Annotated in this window: 22 protein-coding genes; 11 read left to right on the top strand and 11 right to left on the bottom strand. The window is 39.6% G+C overall.

The features are described from left to right. Positions 1-235 precede the first annotated feature (235 nt). Positions 236-895, bottom strand: a complete 660-nt coding sequence (gene tsaB, locus PN471_RS20630; protein ID WP_271778434.1) for a tRNA (adenosine(37)-N6)-threonylcarbamoyltransferase complex dimerization subunit type 1 TsaB — start codon at positions 893-895, stop codon at positions 236-238. Between the two features lie 254 nt (positions 896-1,149). Beyond that, the gene (locus tag PN471_RS20625) at positions 1,150-1,398 is read right to left on the bottom strand and encodes a Ycf34 family protein (protein ID WP_193895427.1); all 249 of its coding nucleotides are present in this window, start codon (positions 1,396-1,398) and stop codon (positions 1,150-1,152) included. A gap of 86 nt (positions 1,399-1,484) precedes the next feature. Here PN471_RS20625 and PN471_RS20620 point away from each other — a divergent pair, with 86 nt between their 5' ends. The 3 genes from PN471_RS20620 (at position 1,485) to PN471_RS20610 (ending at position 4,603) form a co-directional block, all read left to right on the top strand. Continuing rightward, positions 1,485-2,756 carry a CCA tRNA nucleotidyltransferase gene (locus PN471_RS20620; protein WP_442867172.1) on the top strand — a complete coding sequence of 424 codons (1,272 nt, stop codon included), beginning with the start codon at positions 1,485-1,487 and terminating at the stop codon, positions 2,754-2,756. Positions 2,757-2,803: 47 nt separating this feature from the next. Further along, positions 2,804-3,601, top strand: coding sequence for a Tab2/Atab2 family RNA-binding protein (locus PN471_RS20615; protein ID WP_271778432.1), 798 nt, complete (start codon positions 2,804-2,806; stop codon positions 3,599-3,601). A 240-nt stretch (positions 3,602-3,841) separates the two neighbouring features. Further along, positions 3,842-4,603 (top strand): metallophosphoesterase family protein, encoded by a 762-nt coding sequence (locus PN471_RS20610; RefSeq protein ID WP_271778431.1) that lies wholly within the window; start codon positions 3,842-3,844, stop codon positions 4,601-4,603. Here PN471_RS20610 and PN471_RS20605 read toward each other — a convergent pair whose 3' ends face one another. Then, the gene (locus PN471_RS20605; protein ID WP_193895421.1) at positions 4,604-5,467 is read right to left on the bottom strand and encodes a M48 family metallopeptidase; all 864 of its coding nucleotides are present in this window, start codon (positions 5,465-5,467) and stop codon (positions 4,604-4,606) included. It abuts the gene before it with no gap. 285 nt (positions 5,468-5,752) lie between these two features. Between PN471_RS20605 and PN471_RS20600 the strand changes: the two genes are divergently transcribed. Both PN471_RS20600 and PN471_RS20595 read left to right on the top strand, forming a co-directional pair. After that, a complete protein-coding gene (locus PN471_RS20600; RefSeq protein ID WP_271778430.1) occupies positions 5,753-6,286 on the top strand; it encodes a DUF4330 domain-containing protein in 534 nt (177 codons plus the stop codon). Between the two features lie 223 nt (positions 6,287-6,509). Then, the gene (locus PN471_RS20595) at positions 6,510-7,265 is read left to right on the top strand and encodes an armadillo-type fold-containing protein (protein WP_271778429.1); all 756 of its coding nucleotides are present in this window, start codon (positions 6,510-6,512) and stop codon (positions 7,263-7,265) included. Positions 7,266-7,508: 243 nt separating this feature from the next. On the opposite strand, the gene PN471_RS20590 is transcribed toward PN471_RS20595, so the two are convergent. Next, positions 7,509-8,186 (bottom strand): glycoside hydrolase family 24 protein, encoded by a 678-nt coding sequence (locus PN471_RS20590; RefSeq protein WP_442867171.1) that lies wholly within the window; start codon positions 8,184-8,186, stop codon positions 7,509-7,511. Positions 8,187-8,516: 330 nt separating this feature from the next. Between PN471_RS20590 and PN471_RS20585 the strand changes: the two genes are divergently transcribed. The 3 genes from PN471_RS20585 to PN471_RS20575 all read left to right on the top strand — a co-directional run bounded on the left by PN471_RS20585 (position 8,517) and on the right by PN471_RS20575 (position 11,094). Beyond that, entirely contained in the window at positions 8,517-9,131 is a 615-nt protein-coding gene (locus PN471_RS20585; RefSeq protein WP_271778428.1) for a DUF1997 domain-containing protein, read from the top strand. 172 nt (positions 9,132-9,303) lie between these two features. Then, positions 9,304-10,107, top strand: a complete 804-nt coding sequence (locus PN471_RS20580) for a Uma2 family endonuclease (protein WP_271778427.1) — start codon at positions 9,304-9,306, stop codon at positions 10,105-10,107. A 150-nt stretch (positions 10,108-10,257) separates the two neighbouring features. Then, positions 10,258-11,094: a Uma2 family endonuclease gene (locus PN471_RS20575; protein WP_271778426.1), complete on the top strand. Its 837-nt coding sequence runs from the start codon at positions 10,258-10,260 to the stop codon at positions 11,092-11,094. A 202-nt stretch (positions 11,095-11,296) separates the two neighbouring features. Here PN471_RS20575 and PN471_RS20570 read toward each other — a convergent pair whose 3' ends face one another. Then, positions 11,297-11,767 (bottom strand): DUF4079 domain-containing protein, encoded by a 471-nt coding sequence (locus PN471_RS20570; protein WP_271778425.1) that lies wholly within the window; start codon positions 11,765-11,767, stop codon positions 11,297-11,299. A 136-nt stretch (positions 11,768-11,903) separates the two neighbouring features. Here PN471_RS20570 and PN471_RS20565 point away from each other — a divergent pair, with 136 nt between their 5' ends. Further along, positions 11,904-13,187 (top strand): ankyrin repeat domain-containing protein, encoded by a 1,284-nt coding sequence (locus tag PN471_RS20565; RefSeq protein ID WP_271778424.1) that lies wholly within the window; start codon positions 11,904-11,906, stop codon positions 13,185-13,187. Positions 13,188-13,251: 64 nt separating this feature from the next. On the opposite strand, the gene queD is transcribed toward PN471_RS20565, so the two are convergent. From queD to PN471_RS20550, 3 genes are all read right to left on the bottom strand, one after another. Further along, positions 13,252-13,683 (bottom strand): 6-carboxytetrahydropterin synthase QueD, encoded by a 432-nt coding sequence (gene queD / locus PN471_RS20560; protein ID WP_168643686.1) that lies wholly within the window; start codon positions 13,681-13,683, stop codon positions 13,252-13,254. Continuing rightward, positions 13,680-14,306, bottom strand: coding sequence for a 7-carboxy-7-deazaguanine synthase QueE (locus PN471_RS20555; RefSeq protein WP_271778423.1), 627 nt, complete (start codon positions 14,304-14,306; stop codon positions 13,680-13,682). The genes queD and PN471_RS20555 overlap by 4 nt, the downstream gene beginning before the upstream one ends. Before the next feature lie 767 nt (positions 14,307-15,073). Further along, positions 15,074-15,817: a response regulator transcription factor gene (locus tag PN471_RS20550; RefSeq protein WP_193895404.1), complete on the bottom strand. Its 744-nt coding sequence runs from the start codon at positions 15,815-15,817 to the stop codon at positions 15,074-15,076. Positions 15,818-16,053: 236 nt separating this feature from the next. Between PN471_RS20550 and PN471_RS20545 the strand changes: the two genes are divergently transcribed. Continuing rightward, positions 16,054-17,088, top strand: coding sequence for a YheT family hydrolase (locus PN471_RS20545; RefSeq protein ID WP_271778422.1), 1,035 nt, complete (start codon positions 16,054-16,056; stop codon positions 17,086-17,088). Positions 17,089-17,185: 97 nt separating this feature from the next. Beyond that, the gene (gene hetI, locus PN471_RS20540; RefSeq protein WP_271778421.1) at positions 17,186-17,914 is read left to right on the top strand and encodes a 4'-phosphopantetheinyl transferase HetI; all 729 of its coding nucleotides are present in this window, start codon (positions 17,186-17,188) and stop codon (positions 17,912-17,914) included. 586 nt (positions 17,915-18,500) lie between these two features. Here hetI and PN471_RS20535 read toward each other — a convergent pair. The 3 genes from PN471_RS20535 to PN471_RS20525 form a co-directional block, all read right to left on the bottom strand. Further along, positions 18,501-18,722 carry a ferredoxin-thioredoxin reductase variable chain gene (locus PN471_RS20535; RefSeq protein ID WP_193895398.1) on the bottom strand — a complete coding sequence of 74 codons (222 nt, stop codon included), beginning with the start codon at positions 18,720-18,722 and terminating at the stop codon, positions 18,501-18,503. 210 nt (positions 18,723-18,932) lie between these two features. Next, positions 18,933-20,852, bottom strand: coding sequence for a protein phosphatase 2C domain-containing protein (locus PN471_RS20530; RefSeq protein ID WP_271778420.1), 1,920 nt, complete (start codon positions 20,850-20,852; stop codon positions 18,933-18,935). 120 nt (positions 20,853-20,972) lie between these two features. Further along, the gene (locus PN471_RS20525) at positions 20,973-23,033 is read right to left on the bottom strand and encodes a ribonuclease catalytic domain-containing protein (RefSeq protein WP_271778419.1); all 2,061 of its coding nucleotides are present in this window, start codon (positions 23,031-23,033) and stop codon (positions 20,973-20,975) included. Positions 23,034-23,391: the final 358 nt, after the last annotated feature.

The following is a 23,391-nucleotide window of genomic DNA, read 5'->3' as shown; positions in this document are numbered from 1 at the left end:
CTTTCAATTATCTTGACGACGAGGATTGGTTTAATCTATTCTTTCAAAGTATTATTTTTTCTCGGTTCAGTTGCTTGGGAGTCGTTTCTTTCTCTTCGGCACTTATCTAACATATCAATCCTTCCTTTTTCTGTCAAGGGGGTTGAGAAATATTTTTTTGAGGAGGTGGGTAAAACCAGAGGCTATCTCCAGCTAAGGGCTTTATATGGCAAGGGTTAAACGGATTTCGATAATTTCAAATATCTACTGGGTGTTGCCCATAATAAGGTAGAGCTTCTGACCAATGGGGATTTTTTCCTTGCTGCCAATCTAAATAGGCTAATTCCAAAATGCTGTTGACGGTGGCTGCTAAGTGAGATGTGGCTGATATTAACTGATTGGTATGCCAATTAGTTAGGGTTTCTTGCCATGCAGACGGGGTGAATAATGTATCTGATAATAGGGCTGTAATGCCCGAATTATCAGGGTTAGGTTGATAAATAGCACCAAAAATTTGTCCCCGTTGTGCTGGCATTTCTACGGCAATTATGGGATGTTGGCAGTTTCTTTGGGATTTATGGGCTTGCCAAGCTACTGCGGCTAGGGTGGAAACTGTAAATACTGGAATGTTTAGCTGTTGTGATAGTGTGCGTGCGGTGACGACTCCGATGCGAGTTCCTGTGAAACCACCAGGTCCTTGGGCTACGGCGATAAGTTCTAGGTCTGCCCAGGTTCGTGGTTTAATTACTTCAACTAGATATTGATGAATGTGACTGGATAGGTCACGCCCTAAGTTCCAAACTTGAGATTGGGGATAGTCTGCAAAGTTGCTAATTGCTAAACCGAGTTCTGGTGTGGTGGTGTGCAATGCTAAAGCGTATTTATCGGGTAAGATATGTTTGATTATGGTTGTCAAGGTAAATGCAAATGTATTTTTCTGCTAAATAATACAGCATAATTCAGAAGTTAAAGGTGAAATCACCTCATTTTTGGGCTTTTACTCTTTTGCCGCTGGAAAATACCAATTAAATGTGATTGAACCACGAAGAAGCGAAGGACACGAAGAAAGAAGGAAAGAAAGAGAATAATTGGAAGTTAATGGAGTTTGTCAGAATTTGTGTTGCTGATTTTGGCTGTAAATACTCAGCAACATCTCAGAATTTAGTCTAATTAGGTGGGGACTAATTCACCTGGACGCAATTTAGACCATTTACCTGTTTCTTGTTTGAAGCTGAGACAACCGACAACATCCCATTCCATTTCAATTATTTCGCCTTGTGTGCGAATATTGACGTTGATGGCAGGTTCGTTGGGGTCAAAATCTGGTGTTTCTGTCAGGTGAGGCTGTTGGTGCTGGGTTTCTACGGCGTTGTAGGTGACGCAGCGGTCTACATAGTGGCAATTCACGCAAATACACATAATAGAACCAACTTTGGGAAGCTTTATAGTTAATGTAGCTTAATGCAAAATAATCGGCATTAGTTACTAGGTTGATTTTTATGACAATGGATAAATTAGTTGCTGCTCGTTTAGCTGCCAAAAATTGGCCTTTTAGTCTGAAATATTTGCCACAACCTGTTTATATGGTGGGTGGTGCGGTACGTGATGCGATTTTGGGTAGGGTTCGGGAATATGTGGATTTAGATTTTATTATTCCAGGGGATGCGGTGAAGGTAGCTAGGAAGATTGCTCAACGTTATCAAGCTGGTTTTGTGTTACTTGATGCTGAAAGAAAAATTGCCCGTGTGGTGTTTCCTAATGCTACGGCTGATTTTGCTCAACAAGAGGGGGAAAGTTTAATTACGGATTTGCATAGAAGGGATTTTACTATTAATGCGATCGCCTATAATCCCCATACTCAAGAAATTATTGATCCATTGGACGGCTGTAAGGATATAGAGTCTGAACTGTTACGGATGATATCACCTGTAAATCTACAAAATGATCCTTTGCGGTTAATGCGGGCTTATCGTCAAGCTGCCCAACTTGGGTTTACTATTGAACCAGCTACTCAAAAGACAATTCGCAGGTTAGCAACCAGTATTAGTCAGGTAGCAGTGGAACGGATACGGGTAGAAATTGGTTATTTATTGGCAAGTTCTCAAGGGACATTTTGGTTAAATACTGCTTGGAAAGATGGTGTTTTGACTAGTTTCTTTAAGAACGCAACTGATAAAAGTTTTATTAAATTGGCTGCTGTTGATCAAGCTGCTGCTTTAATTAGCCAATGTTGGCATGATTTAGGAGAAGAATTAGGCAATTATGTGCGAGGAACTGTGAAAACTTCTTGGTTAACTACTGCTAAACTGGCTTGTCTTGTAGACTTAAACCCGGAAATTGCCGAAGTTGAATTACAGGAACTTACCTATAGTCGGGCAGAAATTCGGGCTGTGACAACGGGATTAAGAATGTTTTCGGAAATAAAGGCGATACATAAGCCTTTGCGAAAACAGTATTTTCTCTTTCGGGAAATGGGAATTTTATTTCCGGCTGTGTTGGTATTAGCTTTAGCCAATGATATTGTAGCTAGGGGAATATTTGACGAAAGTATGCTATTTATATATGAACCTTTAATTAAGCGTTATCTTGACAAAAACGATGTGGTTGCACACCCTATTCCTTTACTCAATGGTAAGGAAATGATGAGGGCGTTAAACATTCCCGCTTCACCACTGGTAGGTGAATTATTAATGGAGGTTGGTGTTGCTCAAGCTGAGGGGAAAATTTCTACAGTAGAAGCAGCGATAGAATTTGCCAGAAATTTAGTCAAAAACTAAATTTGCTATACTCACTTTTGAGTTGTTTAATTTTTATGGAGTAGGGAATGAGTCTGATTTGGCAGGCTGATTTTTATCGTAGTCCGCTACAAAATGTTGAAGGGCAAATGCTATGGGAGTTATTAGTTTGTGATGAAACTCGCAGTTTTGAGTTTACAGCAAGTTGTCTCCAGTCCCAGGCTAATTCTACTTGGCTTGTCCAACAATTACAATTAGCGGGTAAGGACAAGTTACCAGATTTAATTCAAGTATTTCGGACTCAGTCTTTAAGTTTAATGACAATTGCGGCAAATAATTTAGGAATTCGGGTTGAAGCTAGTCGGAGAACTTTGGCTCTAAAACAGTGGTTAGCAGCGAAACAATATCCTGTAATTGTAGATAAACTACCTCCATTACCATTATCGGAAAATCTATGGGGGGAAGAATGGCGGTTTGCGACGATTCCATCGGGTGATATTGTGGATGAGTTTGCAGAACGGCCAATTCCTTTTTTGCAAATACCAGAATTTCTCAAACCAATTAATCTGGGTTTGGCTTCAACAGTACCTATACCTGGTGTAGTGATTTATGGTGGGAGAAAATCTATGCGGTTGGCGCAATGGTTAAAGGAAAGTCAGCCCGTTTCATTAAACTACATCGCTGGTGCGCCTGATGGGTTAGTATTAGAAGCTGGTTTAGTAGATAGGTGGGTGTTGGCGACTTTTACTGATGAGGAGGTGACTGCTGCGGGTAAATTGTATCAAGAGAGAAAACAACTAAGTCGGGGATTGCATTTTTTATTGGTGCAACCAGATGATTCGGGAATGACTTATAGTGGTTTATGGTTATTGCAAGATGAAGATTAAAAACTGATGCTTGTTATATTTTGTTGCTGAGGACAAGCCTACTGAAGTATGAAAATTGATGTATAATCAGAGTCCTGGGTGTTAGTAATTATTTATATGGGAACTTGGCAAGTTAACCAAATGTCTGCATAATTATTAAAGAAATCATAACTTAGTCAAGTTTTCTTGACCTTTTAAACGAAATTAGATCAATAAACGTGTAGTCGAGATATTCAGTTAATTCATGTAAGCTAGAAGCAAATGAGCGAAATTAGTCAACGCAGGGTTGTTATTGGTGATGTACATGGACACTATGAATGTTTGATGTTGCTGTTGGAGAAAATAGCCCCCACATCAGAGGATCAAGTATATTTTTTGGGAGACTTAATTGATCGTGGTCCAAAAAGTGCCGATGTTGTTGAGTTTGTTAAAGAAAATGATTACCATTGTTTGCTAGGTAATCATGAGCAGATGTTATTGAATATAATGACTGGTAAGAATGGTGCGTCTACAAATATGCAAACGTGGTTATATAGTGGAGGACAGGCTACCATTGCTAGTTACCAATCGGCAACAATTCCGAAACAACATCTAGATTGGTTTGAGAGTTTGCCCACATATTTAGATTTGGGAGATGTTTGGTTAACTCACGCAGGTGTTGATCCAAAAAAGAGTGTGCAAGAACAGACGGCGGAAGAACTATGCTGGATTAGGGATGAGTTCCATCGGATAGAGCAACCATATTTTGCAGATAAGTTGATTATAGTTGGTCATACTATAACTTTTACTTTACCTGGTGTAGCTCCTGGTAATTTGGCACAGGGGCAGGGATGGTTAGATATTGATACTGGTGCTTATCATCCCCGTAGCGGGTGGTTGACAGGGCTGGATATTACGAATAAGTTGGTTTATCAGGCTAATGTGTTCAATAGGTCTGTACGGACTATGGACTGGGAAGAGGTAATGACAATTGTGCAGCCACAAGAGTTCGCAGGTAGCCGCCGTCATAGAAAACGAGAATAATTATGGCAAAAATGCTCTCATTTTGCTTTGATAAACGGGATTATCTAAGCCATAGTTTTGACGGCTGGGTTGATTGTTAATCTGATTTTGCAGAGAGATGACGCGATCGCTGGCTCCTGGATGTGTACTTAAAAATGCAGGTACGGAACTACTTCCTTGTAGCTTTTTCATGAAAGAAACCATTGCTGACTGAGCATAACCAGTGCGGGTGATGTTTGCTAATCCTCTTTTATCAGCATCAAATTCGTCCTGGCGACTACGGGGAAGATTCAGGGCGAGTTGCACACCAATGCCTACGGCTTTACTTTTATCTAAACCTGATACTGAAGCTACACCACTGGCTATAGCTCGTTGTCGCATTTGTTTAATTAAATGTTTGCCTTCGATATGTCCCATTTCATGAGCTAATACACTGGCAAATTCGGCTTCATTGTCTGCTGTTTTTAACAAACCTGTATTCACATAAATAAAACCACCGGCGGTTGCAAAGGCATTAACAGCAGGATCTTCGACTACTTGAAAAGTATAAGGAATGTTTGGACGAGTGCTATTAGCTGCTAAACGTCTACCGATTTGTTCAACATAACTGTTTAGTTGTGAATTACGAGAAATTCTGACTTCTTGCTGTATTTCTTGGTTCATTTGCTGACCCAGATCAACTTCCTGGCGATCGGATATATTAGATAGGTTCAATATTTGGGTGACTTGTGGGACTATACGGATCAGATCGCCAAAACCTATAGCTTTACTTAATAATGGTGTACCTAAGCAAATCATCACAGCAACACTTACAGAAATGAACGGATACAAACAGCGCCGCTGCCACAAACGATAATTTGTCCAAATTCCTTGCGAGTTAATCATGATTCAGTTATATGAGATTGGTGTAACAACTTAAAATCAGAGGACGAATTTTCAGGTTACTAAGTTGCATTTCCAACTTCAGATAGTGCAAATAGTCAATTCAAATAACTTACTGCTACTATGATCCTGAAGCCCCTGCAATCATGATAAACTGTCGCATAACCATAATGTCTAGTTTCTGTCAATTCTGATGCAGTGATCAAGATTGTGAATCACTGGAAAAAACTTGTCAGTACGATCAATTACTTAGCTGAAAACTCAACTGCAACTTATCCAAACCTGATTATGGCTATTTTAGATTCTAAAGGTCGCTTGTTCGGTAAAATTAACCTATTAGATTTAGGGGCTGCATTAGTAATTTTGCTAGTGATAGTGGGTATCTTTATTTTCCCTGGTACTTCTGGGTCTGTGGCTCAAGTCGGTGCGAAAACAGTACCCATTGAGGTAGACTTACTGGTACGTGGACTCAATATTCGTAATCCTCAACAATTAATTAAAGAAGGATTTACAAAAGGTGGTAAAACTAATGTGATTATCCGTAATCAACCCTATGGTCAGATTGGGATTAAGTCGGTTGAGCAGTTAGAGAGAACACTGACAATTGGTCAACCAGATGGTTCTGTGAAAGAATTACCAGATCCTAGAAAAATTAACTTTAGTACGGATTTTCTCCTGACTTTAGAAGGACAAGCTACAGTTACTAAGGATGGGCCTGTTCTTGGTAATAGCAAGGTGAAAATTGGAATGCCTTTTGAATTAGAAGGTTTTAACTATAACTTCAATGCGTCTGTAATTGATATTCGATTGCAGGATAAATAGCATTTTGTTTAAGGCAGGACTTACGCAACTGGCACATTGGCTAGGGTGCGTCAGATATCAACAATCTGTTTATTTGCAGGATTTATGCAGTCTGACACACCCTACAACAAATTTTTACTGTGACACTTGCGTAAGTCCTATAAGGGTGAAGTTGTCCTGATTTCATCCTGTAGATTGGTAAAAAATATCTATTTATAATTTTGTAATCAAGTAGGTAAATACTGTGGCACAGGCTTCGTCTTCTTGGCGACAATTAATTAATCAAGTTTCAGAAATTCAGATCAAGATTCCCAAAAATCAGGTTTTTAAACATTTCTCTGAACCTGGGGTTTTGTTGGGATTATTGACAATTATTGTGGCTATGCTACTTTGGAGTTGGCAATTGCTGTTAGCTCTGGTGGTGGGTATTGGAATGATGGTATTTACTTATTCAGTGCAAAAATGGAATTGGCAATTGCGCTGGTTAGAAATACGTAAGTTGATGAGTAGCACTAATAGTAGGTTAGCTTATGCGATCGCTAGTGGTGGTATTGCGACTGTGATAACTTACATGGCTTCAGCTATTTGGGTTGATGCTCCTAGTCATTGGTTGGCTGCTGGTGCTATTGTTCAAGGTTTGGGAACGCTATTAACTTTAATTTTGCTGGTGTGGCAAATATTCAGTTTTCAAGGAAATCGAGAGGAAGATTATCTTGATAAATTATTGAACAATTTAACGGCAAAGGATTCTTTAAAACGGTTGCTTTCTATCCGTCAACTCAATAAACTGATTACCCGTCAGCAAGTTGATGCAGCAATGCAGGAAGATATTGGGGAATGTTTACAACTATTACTGAGTCAGGAACAAGAAGTAGTGATTCGGGAAGCTGCTTTGGATTGTTGGCAAAATTTAACTGGGTTGCAAGTGCTAAAGCCTATTCAGACAAAGGTATTTATGCCTGTATCAGCCAAAGTGAAGAACAAAGTTGTTGTAGATTGAACTACAGCAAATTGTCATCAAACCTGGAACAAGAACCCCACCCCCAACCCCCTCCCCGCAAGCGATGAGGGTGCTAAGATATACCTTATATGATTGGAAATTGCTGTAAGTAGGTGAATACAATAAAACCAAACTCTGTAAATAAACGTAAAATCACCCAAAACCTCTTTAATCTTGCATGAGTGCCTTTTGCCTCTTGCATTGCCATAACGACAATTTTCAACGCCAACCTACTTAATGGTTCTATTTTGTATTTTTAGTTGGGTTATTTTGCTTTAATTCTTCTTTGAGGACTTGCTGGTAAATTTTGGGTAAGGAACCACTAACAGAATTATTTTCTATCCCGTATCCTAAACTTGTCCATGTGGGGGAGAGTTTTCGGAGAACGTCATTTAATTTTTGTTGCTGTAATAGCTTAGGGATATTTACACCCCAAACTTTTGCATCATTTAACCAACGGTAAACTACGACATCCTGATATTCGGCTTCAAAACTATAATTAGTCCAAAACATCATTTTGGTGGGGTTTGGATGATAACGAGGAGCAATGTGATACCACGTAGTATTAATAATTTGATATCTACCTGCGGCTGTGGAACAGTTGCCTGTATTCGGACCTGTGACTATGGTGACACATTTTTGAGGATGACGGCTGAGATCATTAACTTGTTCACCACCATATAAGAGAGAGTAGGGACGATTACCACTGGCTTCGCTGGCGGATATTGTTCGCATTAATGCCCGAATATAAGGGTCTCCACCTTTCATGACTAAGGGAGGCTGTTTTCTGGTAAATATGGGTTCGGGGGATAATTGTATATCCCCAAAAATATACCACTGAAACAGGTACACAAAGCCCAAAAGTGAGGCGATGGGAGCGATGAGTTTTTCTACACCTTTAAGTTCAAAGTTTTTCAGAATTTAACTCCTTGTAGTTGTTTCTTGGGACTAATAAGAAAAAGTTAACTTTTTTATTTCAGAAGCTTGATAAGCTCAGTAATACTGCTATGATGACGGTATTTCGGTATTTAGCTACAATATCAATTATTGAATGACTGTGAATTGGTGACACCTAAATTTACCATTTTTCTAGTTGTTGACTGACTGTACATAATCAGTTCATGCTGTTTGTGTAAAGTTAATGACAACTTGTTGAAATTTTCGTGAACATTGAATTTTGATGCGAAAAAGCTTCCCTGAAGCGGGAATGATGAATATAGACAAACTTTAAAATATACAAAAAACAAATTTATGGTTACAAACAATAGTAAATACCAGGCATGGAAAGTAGCAGATGAGACTGAAAAACAAGAAGCTTATCTAAGTGCAACTAAATTTTATGGTAATTATCAAGATGCTATGAAAATGTATGCTCCGGTGGAGCAGGTAGAGGAGTATTTTAACACTCACTCTTCCTGGTTTGGTCGTTGTGCAGAACCGATGAAGGTGAGCCGGATAGGGGAAAATAGTTATGCTTTGGCGGTGGGTAAGTTTGGTGCTTTTGGTTACGATGTAGAACCGAAGATTGGCTTGGAGTTATTAAAATACCAAGATCATCAATTCCAAATCCGAACTATTCCGGTACCTGATTATCAGTCGCCTGGTTATGAGGTAGATTATAAATCATCAACACGATTGATAGGTAATTTAGATGGGGTGACGCGGGTAGAATGGGAGTTGGATTTGGTGGTTGAGTTGGAGTTTCCCAGATTTATTCAGCGATTACCCTATTCGTTAATTCAGTCTACAGGCGATCGCATCCTGAATCAAATTGTCCGTCAAGTTTCCCGTCGTCTCACACACAAGGTACAAAGAGATTTTCATCAATCTCTGAATATACCTTTTCCGCACAAGAAAAACAGGTAATAACAGTCTAAAGTATTGTTATCAGTGGGTTAATTTCCAAAAAAGATTTAGATGTAGCATCAATGGTTAAAGTATTGGGATTAGCTGGGTTGCCATTAACGAGTAATTTCCCGCAGAGGCGATCGCTAAATGAGTTAATATGATAGAAGCGAAAGTAACAGGCCAAAAAGCTATGGTTACAATATCTTATGAATATCAAAATCTGCCCACAGCAGAAGACTTACCCGACAGCGACGAAACCCCAGTGGATAATGAACTCCAAAATGATATTCCCAATCTATTGTTAAATTTATTGAAATGGATTTGGGGCGATCGCCAAGATTGGTTCTGGGGAGTAGATATGTGTGTTTACTATGAACCAAACACAGAAGAACCAGCAAAATCTAAATCAGTTGTTCCCGATGGATTTTTAGCTTTAGGAGTGGAGAGAGTCAAAAATGAAGGGGGTAGATTAAGTTATTTATTATGGGAAGAAAAAGTATTACCAATTTTGGTATTGGAAGTAGTTTCTCATAAATATAATGGCGAATATGATAGCAAGTTGTTAGAGTACCAAGATTTAGGGATTTTATATTATTTGATTTACAATCCCTTGAGTGGAAGAAGAGGATTGTATAAAAAACATCAGTCTTTAGAAGTTTATAAATTGGTAGATAGCAAGTATGAATTAGTCCCATCGGTTGCTCTGTTACCAGGAAATGGTAAAGTGGTCTGGATGCCGGAAATAGAGCTAGGAATTGGTTGTGAGCAGGGAAATCAAGGCAGTTGGCAACGAGAGTGGGTTTATTGGTATGATCGCTCTGGGATGAGGTATCCCACTGCTGAGGAACGGGCTGACAATGCTCAAGAATTGATTCAACAAGAACGTGCTGCTAAAGAAGAAGCTGAGGCGATCGCTCTTCAAGAACGACAACAAAAGGAAAAACTGGCAGGGTACCTGAAAACCTTGGGTATTAATCCTGACGAAATCCCATAGATGTCTTGAAAAAAAGCGCTCTCTACTTGCTTCAATAAGATGGGATCTACTTGCAGCAGTGCTTACGCTATTGCTTTTTGTCACATCGTAGAAATCTGCGGTTAGGACTATGTTAAACTAAGAAAAACAAATTAAGGCGATGAAGTTGCTATGGTATTAACAAAACCAATCATTGCACCACCAACTACATCTGAACACGATCAAATCACACTCCCCGACCATACACAACTGCCAGATTCAGATGGAACTTTTGTGAAAAATTTTCAGGAACTACCCCAAAGTATAATTCTCACAACTTCTATAGAACCAATTTTACAAAAACTACACCCTGACGGACGATATTGTATTGGACAGGATAGCGGTATTTATTGGCGAATCACAGAATCACCAGTTAGAGGCGCAGAAGCGCCGGATTGGTTTTATGTTCCCCATGTTGCTCCTTTATTAGCAGGAGTATATCGTCGTTCTTATGTAATGTGGAAGGAAATTGTTGCTCCATTAATTGCCATTGAATTTGTCTCTGGTGATGGTTCAGAAGAAAGAGACAGGACATCATTATATGATATTGATGAACAAACTGGAGAACCAAAGAAAGCTGGTAAATTTTGGGTATATGAACAAGCAATTCGCATTCCTTTTTATGCTATTTACGAGGTAGAAAAATCATCGGTTGAGGTCTATCATCTTGTAGATGGTAAGTATGAGAAAATGCCAGCTAATGAACGAGGACATTATCCGATTCCACCAATGGGGGTAGAGTTGGGGATTCAACAAGATACAGAAATACCTTGGTTACGTTGGTGGACTAGAGATGGTGAGATGTTGTTAACTGGCAATGAACGGGCGGATCAACAACAACAAAGGGCAGATGAGCAACAGCAAAGGGCAGATGAGGAACAGCGAAGGGCAGACCAGGAGCGCCAACAAAAAGAAAAATTAGCGGCTCATCTAAAATCTATCGGTGTTAATCCTGATGAAATTCTGTAGAGGATGTTTTAAAAGTTGATGGCGACTAGAAGTCGCTACTACACAAGCAAAGTCCACCTACGTGGACTAATGAGAAATCAAAGGTTTCAAACCCACGCAGGTGGGTTTCGTCTGTATAGCCGCGACTTCTAGTCGCCAGGGTTGGTTATCTAAGGACTGACAACTGGGCGCAGGCCCTGCGCCCCTACTGATAATTGACAATCTAAGCTTTCGTGAGAATTCTTTGGATGATTTCGACACCAGAGAGTGCTTGCCAGATGAAAAGCCCCAAAATGGCAAAATTTAACAATATATGAGTTATCCGCGCCCAATTTGCGCCTTTTTGCATGAAAGGAGATAGAGATGCGGAAAAAGCTATTAAACCTGTCATTCCTAATCCGGCTAATAGATGGGGTCCGACAAACAACTTACCATTATTAATGTAGGTGACAGCCATGCCACCGATTGAACCTGCCACCATCAGAGCTAACATAATAGAGCCAATTTGGTGATGTTTGATGGTATAACGCCCTTTAATTAGTTCTTTCTTTGCTTCTCCCTGAGCATTTCTGGTACGCTGTACTTGTAATCCTAAATATGCAGCATACAAGGAAAGTGCTAATAGTACCCACATAGTAACTGGGTGAGCGAAGTTCAACCAGAATCTGATTGTTGGAGTTAGTTCAAAAGCCATATTTTTTACTTCCAATTATTAAATCTTCATAAAACTTAGCATACATTGATTTTTCTTCCGGAGAAATTTTTCCATCTGGCCAAAGTGTAATCTGGAGTTGGAATCAGTCACATCTACCGAACCAGGATCTAACCAAATGATAGAAAATCAAGGTACTTCGTTGTTGAAGGCTGTGAAAGCTGGGGATATGCAGGGAGTATTTACGCTGCTGTCCGACGGTGCTAATGTGGATATTAGCGATATAAATGGAACTACAGCATTGATGTTTGCGGCGAATTTAGGTTATGCAGAAATTGTGCGATCGCTCTTGGATGCCGGTGCTAACATTAACTTAACCAGAAAAACCTATAATTTAACAGCACTAATGCTGGCTGCTAGTGCTAATCAAATAGATGTTGTCAAATTGTTAGTCTCTCAAGGAGCAAATGTCAATGCTACCAACGATGATGGTAGTACCGCGTTAATGATAGCAGCACTGAAAGGTCATCTTGAGATTGTACAAATTTTATTAGCCGCCGCTGCTGACATCACCATTACCGACAAAGATGATGATACCGCGTTCAAACTGGCCATAAAACACAAACATCCAACAGTAGTTAAAGCATTATCACAAAATAACCATATTGTCAATAGTCAAGATCCAGAGGGTGATACAGGACTAATAATCGCCGCAGATTTAGGCTATTTAGAAATAGTCCAAGCATTGTTATCATCTGGTGCTGATGTTAACATTAAAAACGTTGATCATGGAACAGCATTATTAGCAGCCACAGCAACGGGAAACACTGCTATTATCATCGCTTTATTAGATGCGGGTGCGGAAATTAATCATCAAGATAAAGAAGGTGAAACAGCTTTACATCTTGCCGTTGTCGAAGAATATATAGATGTAGTCAAAATATTAATCCAACGGGGCGCAGATGTGCAAATTAGAAATCATTTGGGAGATACACCCTTATTAATAGCCGCATTCCAGGGATATAGCGACATAGTAGCAGTTTTACTAGACGCAGGAGCAGATATGGAAAAGAAAAACTTCGGCGAAGTTGCGCTCACCTTAGCAGTATCCCAAGGACATTTGCAAACAGTGAAACTATTACTTAAACATGGAGCAGATATTAATAAATTAGCAGATGATGGTAAAACCGCTTTAGTTAAAGCCATAGCTGCCAACTATCCCGAAATATTCCAATTACTATTAGAAACAGGAGCAAATGTGAATCTGCAAAACTCCGCCGGTGCAACTGCTTTAATGTTAGCTGTAGCAGAAGGTTATAGTCAAGCAGTGGCAATGCTATTACAAGCTGGGGCGGATGTCAATTTAAAAAATCAAGGGGGTTATACAGCCTTAATGATTGCCGAATTTAATCATTATCGTGGTATTTGTAATATGTTAAGACAAGCTGGAGCGCAAGAGTGATAGATGTTGAATTATTTAAATATGAATTATTTTCACGCCAAGGTAAGAGTTTTCAAAATTAAATTCAGTGAAGTAAATTTATACTTTCACCAGAATTTAACCAGCCAGATATGCGATTTTTAGAATATAAGCAAATAGAAGTACAAGTTTCATCAATTCTGACTGCTGTTAACCCTGCTAATCCTGCTTGTTCTAATTTATCATAAATCCAAGCAGCGATCGCCTCACTAGTTGGTGATTCTAAACCCAGAGATTCATTTAAATAATAGTGATCTAAATAATTCTCAAGCAAGGGTTGGAGATATTTTTTAATTTCTGAATAGTCCATAACCATACCCTGTTTAGCACCTTCTGTTACTAATCTATCACCAGCTACATAAACAACTCCACGCCAACTATGTCCATGCAGCCGGGAACATTTACCATCATGGTAAGGCAATTTATGTGCTGCTTCAAAGCGGAATTCTTTAGCTAGTAGCCACTGCTGATTAGTCATTGTACCCCGATATACTTGTGTGTTTGTAAAGATAGTCTATAGTTAGGTTTTTGTTGTAATATCTGGAAAATCAGCGGTAGTGATTTCGACGAACTGTTCCACTCAGGTTGTAAGTAGACAAGCAAATTAGGGTGAGTAGATAGATATTTTTCATAAAAATCAATTTCTCTCCCAGTTTCTATGATTATCTTAACTTCATTAGCTCGACTCCAAAACTGACTTTGCACTGGATATTTAGTATTAAGATGTTCCTTGGGAGATAGAGTAATCCAAGCAGCGGGGGAAACTTCTTGCCAAAAAGAGCCTGATGTTTCAATGCTAACCAACTTATCTGCAACTAACAAAGCTTGTACTAATTCCGGTAAATGCTTATGAATAAATGGTTCTCCACCAGTTATTACCACTCTGGGAGATTTTATTTCCCCTAGAAGTTCAGCAATAGGACGTTCTATTCGGGGTAGATTTGCTCTTGGGTCAGCATAACCCGTATCACACCAAGGACAAGCAACTGGACAACCAGATAAGCGAATAAAGTCTACTAAGCAACCAGTCCAGTATCCTTCTCCCTGAACCGTACTTTGAAAAGTTTCATGAATTGGTAGCTTGATTTCTAAAGACGACATTTTTTAAATCCATAACCTCTTTGACTACCAGCTTGCCATAGAAAATTCCACAAATTATCGTTATGTCGAACTCACGTATTGTTGATATCTGACGCACCCTACCAATGTGCCAATTGCGTAAGTCATGCTCTTTTTATTGTATGGGGTTTTTATGTAAAATTTATACTTTACTTAAGTAAATATTGCTGGATTTAAGAATAATTAATCAGATAAGATTTTGATAAAAATCAACGATTTACAAATTATTAAAAAAGAGAAACATCAAGATGAAATTTTTAGACGACAAGGGTAGAAAGAAGTAAATTTATCTTTCACCGTTACCTTGTTTCTGCCTTGATGTTTCCTACTGTGCTAGATTTAAACAATATACATTTTTTTTTGTTGAGGAGAAGTATTGGAATTATCAATTTTTATGTGATAAAAACTACGTAGATGATAAATGAATCTCTCTTAGGTGTGGTTTTTTGAGCATTTGTGGCACTTTCGAGTAATCTTGAAGAAAAAATTAATTTTTTTAATCATGCCTTTAGGGTGTAGTGCGTAAGCACAATATACCTCGAAGTTATTTCTTATCAGAATTAAGAATAAACGGTTAAATACAGTAAAAGATAATCCTCCTTTTCCTTATATTTGACATGAAAATATTGGCGGTAATATTTCTGCATTACCCTATTCTTAGTTGGGAGAGCGATCGCCTGAGTAATCTATACTTAGGGCTTGCTGAATAAAGCTAAAATTGTTCCCTGTCCCCTGTCCCCCGTTCCCTGTTACTCAACTACTGTAGCCATAGTTTCCTCCATTCCCGGAGGTAGACTAGGTAATTCCAGACAATATCCTGCACCGTAAACGGTTTTAATGTAGCGTGGATGACGAGGATCAGGTTCGAGTTTAGTTCTCAAGTGGCGAATATGCACGCGAATAGTTTCAATGTCATCATCAGGATCATAACCCCAGACTTCTCTAAGGATTTCGCTAGGGGAAACAGTTTGTCCATGACGTTGCAGCAAACAGTGGAGTAACTCAAACTCTAAATGAGTCAGTTTCACCGTTGCTTTGAACCAGATAGCCTCAAATCTTTCGGGAACGAGGGTAATCGGTCCATAGTTGAGAATTTCGCTATGTTTTGCCGCTTGGGGAATCCGGTCAGTGCGTCTTAATAAAGCCCTTACTCGCGCTAACAATTCTTCTAGCTCAAAGGGTTTAGTCAGATAGTCGTCTGCACCAGCATTAAACCCTTCCACTTTGTCATGGGTTTGGCTTAAAGCAGTTAACATCAAGATAGGAATCTCGGCAGTCCGTTCATCCCGACGTAAGCGTTGGCAAACTGTAAATCCATCTACTCTAGGTAACATCAGATCAAGCATAATTAAGTCGGGTTGTAGCTGGAGAGCCAGAGCCTGACCTTTAATGCCATCTTCAGCTTGACTAACATCGTAGCCCGCCATTTCCAAGTTGACGGCAACAAGTTCTGAAATCGCTGGGTCATCGTCTATGACAAGAATCCTCGGCATTCTTAAAAAATTATAACTACTTTATTTAACGATAATTGACTCTCTCCCAACTACCAAAATTTCGCTACGCTGATTTTGGGAAAAAGTTGAGTGAGGGATGATGGGATAATCAAGCAAACCATAAGGCTTTGTTTTCCTTGATATATAAAAAGACTACCATCTTAATTATGAAAAATATGTTAAACCTAATATAAATATTAAAATCAAATCATTGTAAAATATACAACTCCTTATTTATGTATAAATACGAATATTTACCGCCCTGTTTTTTGCAAAATGGCGTGACCATGACGGCTTATACGGCTTTATGGGCTAATCGGGATTGGGAGAGTAAAATTACTCATCCAGAACCAAAATATCACGAGGTTATCTTCTCTGGGGGTCAGGGTGTACCAATTTTTGGTCAGGTTGCTATTCCTCCCAATGCCCATAGTACGATTGTTGGCACCTATGGTATTACTGGAGAGTTAGACCAGCAATGGTTTTTACGAATTTTGGGACGCAAGGCTTACGCCCAAGGCTATGCTGTGGTGTTATTTGATTGGCGGGCGCATGGTAAAACCGCAGAATTATCACCAACATTGACTTCGGATGGTTTGTATGAGGGGGAAGATTTTGTGAAAATAGCCGAAGCTGCGGCGAAAATGGGTTGTTCTTCACCATTTTGGTTTACAGGCTATTCTTTGGGGGGACAGTTGGCTTTGTGGGGAGTGAAAGCCGCTGTGGATTTAGCACCTAAAGACATTGACATTGCTGGTGGGGCGGTGATTTGTCCAAGTTTGGATTCGCTGCGATCGCTCACCTATTTAGTTAAACACCCTTTTGGTAAATATGTCGAGTCTCGCATTGCTAAGGAATTGAAAAAACTAGCCTGGAAAATCCATGCTGCTTATCCTGAATCTATTCAACCAGAGGCGATTGCAAGGGCTAACAGTATTTGGGGATTTGACGAAGAATTGGTGATTCCCCGTTTGGGTTTTGCAACGGTTGCTGATTATTATCAAGCCAGCAGTGGTTTAGAATTATTACCAAAATTATCTCAACCAACTTTTATTTTATATGCTGCTGATGACCCTTTATTTGATCCGGCTATCATTCCTGATTTAGAAGTTGCTGCTAGAAAAAATCCTGATATAGATTTATTACTGACTCGCTACGGTGGTCATGTTGGTTATGTGAGTAGCAGAAAATGTCAAAATCAATACCAAGATCCTGATCAATGGTGGGCGTGGAATCGTGTTTTAGAGTGGATAGAAGGAGTTAGGAGTTAGGAGTTAGAAAGAAAAAGGAAGAAAGAATATACCTAATTTTCCCGGCTATATCAAACATTTTGTCTCCCGGATCTTTACAGTTTAATTATTAGCGATTGTGTTGAATTTGAATTGGCTACCCGCACCTAAAGAATTAGATTTGTTATTAAATGATGTGCATATTTGGCGCATTAATTTAAATTCTGATGAATTACAATTACAATCTTTTCGGGAAACTTTATCTAGTGATGAAATTGTTCGCGCTGAAAGGTTTTATTTTCCTGAACACCGGCAAAGATTTATGGCTGGACGTGGCACTCTCCGCACCATTTTAGGGCAATATTTGGATATTGCCCCTAAACAAGTAGAATTTGAATATCAGCCGCGTGGTAAGCCTTTATTGGCGGCTAAATTTGCTGATCAGGGATTATTATTTAATTTATCTCATTCCCAAGATTTGGCTTTATTGGGGGTAAGCTATCAACATCAAATTGGTGTGGATTTAGAATATATTCGCACTATGTCTGATTTGGAAGGTCTGGCGAAAAGATTCTTTTCTGCTAGAGAATATGAATACCTGCGACTACTTTCTCCCGCCCAACAACAACAAATATTTTTTCGTTATTGGACTTGTAAAGAAGCTTATTTAAAAGCTACAGGAGATGGTTTAGTACAGTTAGAAGAAATTGAAATAGATTTAACACCAAATCAACCTAGTAAATTACTTGTCTCAGGAGATTGGAGTCTCAGAGAATTAACACCAGCAAATAATTTTGCGGCTGCGGTTGTGGTTGCAGGTAGTAATATTCATTTGCATTTTTGGGAATATTTTCTTGATCTCAGTTAATATCTTCCTTTATCCCGTTCTAAATCGAAAATCGCCTTTTCAAGATACCATCGGTCAGACTGTCCAGGGTGTTTGATCATGAGATGGTTGATTAGTCTTTCGGCGGTTGTATTTTCATTATTGAGTTTGCGAAGTAGTTGCTTCCACAACCTCGAATTTTTGTATGTATTGTGGGTATTTTTGGTATAGGTTTTAATCCTTAGTCTCCGTTGAAAAATGTTTTTAATGATCCAAATCGGGTTTTTATTTGGTGAAAATCTAACTCGCCTATAAGCATTTATTACCTGATCAAGTATCAAAAATATTACTCGTAGTCCCAGGAGGAAGAGAATGATCTGGGTGAGTATAAGAATTAGAGGACTCATACTTGACTAAACGGAGACATCGTTGAACTCATCTTTTAGCTTAATATCTTTCTTTCCAGTGACTTAAATCATGTGAAAGCGTATATTAGAAATTTCACGAAAAGGCGAACTGGCAAGTCAGCACCATCGCACACATCAGTAATAGAACTGATCCGTGTAGCAATTTGGATTGGCGACACGGTACGGACGGTGTTTTTTAATTTTTAATTCCGCCTGTGGTACTAAATGGTTTCTATTTCAAAATCGCGTAAATGGGCTTTAAACTTTTTGCTAAACTGGACTAAAAAAGGAAAGTTGGCACTTACAGGTCTATCATGCCATTGGGTGACAATAGCCACTAATTCCCCTTCTGCATCCTTGATGTCAAAAGCATCACCGCGATGTTCGGGATGATGATAAACTACTACTGATTCTTTAACACGCACGCGATCGCCTATTTTCATAATATATTGTGTATCTAACTTTTGTTGTTCCTAAACCATCTCCACAGCTATTTTGACTGCAAAATCCAGCATGATTTAATGGCAAACCCAATTTTACAACACATTGCGCTATTAAGCTGTAGAACAAACTTGTATATTTCTTATTGAGATGATTGGTAATTGGTAATTAGTAATTGGTAATGGTAATACTCTTTTCCCTACCACCCCTACCTATTCCCTTCCTGGACATAATTCTCGCACCTTTTGCGGAAGTTGTCGGCAGACTTGTGAGAATGATTGGGGTGATAATTGCCACCAAGCAAATAAACTGATTGTGGTACTTCCCAATAATAAAACTAATAATCCTGCTAATAGTACCAAACCTTTACTTCTAGATGGTTTTAGAGGTGCTTCTGTCAGACTTAAATCAAGCAAGGCTTGGGAACTTGCTGTTAAATCTGTTTCTATAGTGGCTGCTATAATTAATGCTTCTGCTTCAGGGACAGCTAGGGGTTGGGGCGGAATAATTTCTGCTGGCGGTGCGGGTATAATTGCCATTGAGGATGGTTTGGCAACCCGGCAAAGAGTTAAGACTACAGATATATTATCTTGGCCATTCTTTTCGTTAGCCAGTTTAATTAATTCCTGGGTAGCGTCTGCTATGTCTAAATCGCCTGTAAGTACGGGAATTGCGTAGTCTTGCCAAGATTGTGCGACTAAATTGCGATCGCTTAAACCATCGGAACACAGCAATAAAATCCCATCTTCCTCTATAATAAATCGTTGAACCGAAAAGTTGAGAAATTCTGCTTCTTTTGTGCCTAGTGCTTGGGTTAAGGCTTTGGCTTCTGGGATTTGCAATGCTTGACGATATAAACTTTTCCCTAAACCAACTTCTCGTTTTACCATATCATCGTCCACAGTCAGGAGTTGACAATAATTTTGAGTAATCCAATAAGCACGACTATCACCAACATGGGCTAAATAAAGTTCATGGGAATTTTCTAACTGTTCTCTTCTTTGAGGGATTTGTAATGACATAACTAAGGTTGTCGCCATGCGTTCCTTTCCCTGACGTTTTTGCTCGTCATTGCGCGACCATACTACATTATTAACGACTCGCAAACAAGACTCTATTTGTTGACATAAGAGGTTAGGAGTTAATAATTCTGTTTGTTCGTCTATTTCTGCCAATAAAGCCCGCATTTGCAATTTGAGAGACTGCAAAGCTAATTGACTGGCAACTTCACCACCTTCATGACCACCAATACCATCACAAATAATTGCTAGTCTTGGTTGTAATTGATCATCTATGTCCCTCGGATGACTAGGATAACAAGCATCTTCATTATGTTTAATGACGGAACCTGGATCTGTCCCCCCGGCTATAGTTAAATATAAAGGTAATTCTATGGCTGTTGTTAATAATAGTTCATTGAGTTGAGTATTAATAATTTCTAAATCATTTTCCGGTTGACACATTAACTCAACTATGCTTTCTAATTTTGAGGAACTGGTGGTTTTTGCACCTGTCACCCAATTGCGCCAAGAATTACCTAAATCTTGTAGAGTCGGTTGCCCTATGTTTTGATGCAGTTCTAATAAGCGAATACACCAACCTTGCACACATAAATTATCTGCTAATAATAAACTTTCGGTAACTCCCAATGCTGATAAAGGTTTCCACAATTGGAGAATTTGCCATAACCAGTAAATTTGTCTGACGGGAGATGCTTGTTCCCAGGAGTCGGTAATTGTCGGGTAAATACAACCGGTTTCATCTATGGGGGCATTTTCTAGTAACAGAATATCACCTTCTACTGCTGCTAAGGAGGTAAAACCATAGGCTTGGGGTATATGCAAATGTTCTGAGTATAAGCTTAGGTAGGGAATAACAATATTTGGTAGTTCTGCGGGGATATCTGGTAATAGTGCAGGTTGGGTATCTAGCCAAATTTGGGGTTTGATGACTTCATATCTGTCTGCTACCTTGGTTTCTGGAGAAATTTCTGCGGCTTGGTTGCCAGTTGCCCAGAGATAGCGGTAAATTAGGGGAGTGTGACAGCGATCGCAAATCGTATTTCCGAAGGAGTTCAAAGGCTGATCACATTCGGGATTTGGGCAATTAATCACTCGTTGGGTAGAAAACATAATTAAAATCAGGATTAGTTTTTTCTGTAAAGATTCACTGTATTGGTGTATCTAATGCCCAGCTAAGATGAAACTGCATTGAATTAAGATTTGTTCCCTATTCCCTATTCCCTGCTATCTCTAATTTGTAACTGATTGGGCTTCCTGATACATAATTTCTTGGAAGTGAATCATATCTTTTTGGGGGTCAGCCAAACTAACTTTCACTAATAAATTTTCTCCCAGACTAACAGAACGCCGGAAGGACATAGGCAACTGTAATCCCAAATCTTCTAATAAAATTAGTGCTAAATTGCTATCTTCTCGTAACCACATTAATACCGTTACCTGCCAAACTTGTTCAGGATGACGACGTAAATATTCTAAAGCGTAATATCTATTTGTTTGTCGTTCCACCATTGTTGCTTCTTGGGTGGTACTCATGACTGTCATCATCACTTCTTTGAGTTGTTCCGCAGAGAAAGGTAAACCTTCACCGCGTAAATGTGCTTTCAGTTGGAAGTGGGTGAGTAAGTCGCTATAACGACGAATGGGTGAAGTTGCTTGAGTGTATGTATCTAAACCCAGCCCAGCGTGACGCATTGGTGTAATGCTCATTTCGCTCTTAGGCATACAGCGACGCATGGCACAGGAACGGACAAAACCGGCGGGGAGTTGCAGTAATTCCTCGTCTGGGGGTAATTCTGGTTGGGGTTGACCACGAAAGGGGAGAGGGATATTATGGGTTTGACCATAACGGGCGGCGACTTCTCCAGCAAGAATCATCATTTCTGCGACTAATTGCCGGGATGAGGAATCATCTAAAACATCAATATTGATATCATCGTCTTTGACTTTGATCATGGCTTCGGGCATATTGATACTGATAGCGCCTTGACCATAACGCCAATTTTTGCGGATTTTTGCCCAATTAGCGATCGCCTCAATTTCTGGTTCAGCCCGTACTCCCAACTCCAACATCTCATCAACATCCTCGTAGGTGAGACGATAGGTAGGCTTGATTAACCCAGTGTGGATACAATAATTTTCAACCGCCCCAACTGCGTCTAAAATCACCCCAAAGCTGAGGGCGCAACAGACCTTCCCCTGTACCAAACTCATAGGACCTGTAGCCAACACCTCTGGAAACATGGGAATCATCCCCGTCGGTAAATACACCGTACTCCCCCGTTTTCTGGCTTCCAAATCCAACTCATCATCTGGCATTAATAACCGGGTCGGGTCAGCTATATGCACCCATAACCGTTCCTTACCATCTGGTAATACCTCCCAACTCAAACCATCGTCTATTTCCGTCGTGCTTTCATCATCAATGGTGTACACCTTGAGATGTGTCAGATCAAGACGGTTTGTGTCCAAATCTGTGGGAGGAAAATCCCAACGTTTTTGCGCCACTTCTAATACCTTTTGCGGAAATTGAACGGAGATTGATGAACGGCGCAGAAACAGATTTTCATGGGAAGTCCACCAACCCAAATCTATCAAAAGTTGAAATGCCGCCTGGGGCGTAGCAGAACGTCCCAGCATATTCATAGTTTCTAATACTGGGGCTGAAGGCGGACAAGCACGAGCTAAAGAGTCGTAATTCACCTTGAGCATGACAACATCAGCCAGCAAAGTCGCATATTTTTCTATGGCTTCTAAGCGTTGGCGGTCTAGCCGTTGCCATTCTACTACTTGTCCCTGAAGCGCCTGTTCTACACGGGCTAAAAATTCCTGCTGTCCCCTGGCTTTTTGGGATTCTACTTCAATCTGGTGTTTGCGTTCTGCTACTTGTGCCATGCTGCGGGGTTCATAAGCATCCCCTTTTTGTTTGAAATAGAGTTTATCTTCCGATAACAAACAATGGGCTGCATAACACTGGGGAAGGGTGGATTCCGAAAACAATATATTTGCCAATTGGCTAGGAGTGACAGATTCCCCATCTTCAATGAGTAATTCCCACGCTATTTCTAGACTTGATGGATCTAGATAAGGTTGGACTTGACTTAAGAAGTCAGCGATTTCCCCTGGTTTATAGGTTTGTCCATTCACTGTGTAGGTAAATTGGCGAGGTGCAAGACTGTGAGATTGACCCCGTTCATCTACTACAAACCAACGAGTTTTACCGTCTGGACGATCTACTACTCCTAGACGGCGATCGCTTTGAACCCTAAATTCAACTAACGTCCCCTTATCCACAACTGTCGCACTTTAATATTTTTAGATTTTTAGACTGGAGATTCTGGATCAAATACCTGTTATTTAATCCTTGTACAGCAGATTGCAGATTAATAAACTACAGGATCTAAATTCAGAACCGGATAGCAACCCAGTTTTACTCCTGACTCCTGACCTCTGCTGTATTTAATAATTTGCTATGCAGAATGCTATCACCTTTGACAATTTCATTCCCAAATTTAGCGATATCGTACCATTTTTGAGAATGAATTAATTAAATGTTTTTGACAATTTCCTAACATTAAATATCAAATTTTAGATTTTGGACCCAAAGTAACTGGGCATCTCCATGCAACTGCTACTTTCTTGGAAAATAATC

This window comes from Aphanizomenon sp. CS-733/32, assembly GCF_028330045.1.
In the GTDB taxonomy this organism is placed as follows: Bacteria; Cyanobacteriota; Cyanobacteriia; order Cyanobacteriales; family Nostocaceae; genus Dolichospermum; species Dolichospermum gracile.
The sequence above is the reverse complement of the archived record's forward strand: the minus strand, read 5'-3'. Positions and strand labels throughout refer to the sequence as shown.